The 700-nt window shown below is 28.7% G+C and carries 1 protein-coding gene; it reads left to right on the forward strand.

Going from position 1 to position 700, the window contains the following annotated elements; genetic code table 11:
• Window positions 1–88: 88 nt before the first annotated feature.
• On the forward strand, window positions 89–700 hold a 612-nt coding region (locus tag A5867_RS17755; protein ID WP_249270083.1), incomplete at its 3' end, for a helix-turn-helix domain-containing protein.

Raw genomic sequence — 700 nt, forward strand, 5'->3', positions numbered from 1 at the left:
TGAACAACTTTAATGAGAGTTTTAACGTTGTTAATATACTGTCTCTTATACACATCTAGATGTGTATAAGAGACAGGCTTCAGATAGTATGAAAAAAATTGAGGTTTTTGGAAAGATAAAAAAAATTTATTTCAAATATTCTCAATATTATCAATTGATAAATTACTTATTTAAACATCGTAAAACAAAGATTGTAGATATATCAGAAGATTTAATGTTTAGTGTTTCGTATTGTTACAAATTGCTTGAATATATAAAAAGGGTGTTTGTTACACAAAAGATTCCTATATCCGTAAAAAAGAATGCAGATTGGATACATATATCAGGGACTGAAGCTTGCATAAGAATGTATCATTATCTATTTGAATTGATGGCTTGCGATACATATTTGAACAACAGTTTTATTTCAATTAAAGACCCTGTTTCTGAAAATTATGATGCTATGGATACAACAAGAGCCAAGCACCAATTAATGTTTTCTATAATGGAAAATGCAATATCTCAAGGATATTTTGTAGAGAATGTGGAAACCCATGATTTGGAGCTTTTGAACTGTATGGAAAATGTTCATGATAGTCTTCCTATTATAGAAAAGTTACCTTTAAAGAATACGGATACAATAAACAAAGAGCTAGTTTATTACAGTTTTTGGGGATTCTTATTTATACCAGAGTTCATTAGCTGTCTCTTATACACATCT

The organism is Enterococcus sp. 6D12_DIV0197, assembly GCF_002174385.1.
GTDB lineage: Bacteria > Bacillota > Bacilli > Lactobacillales > Enterococcaceae > Enterococcus_D > Enterococcus_D casseliflavus.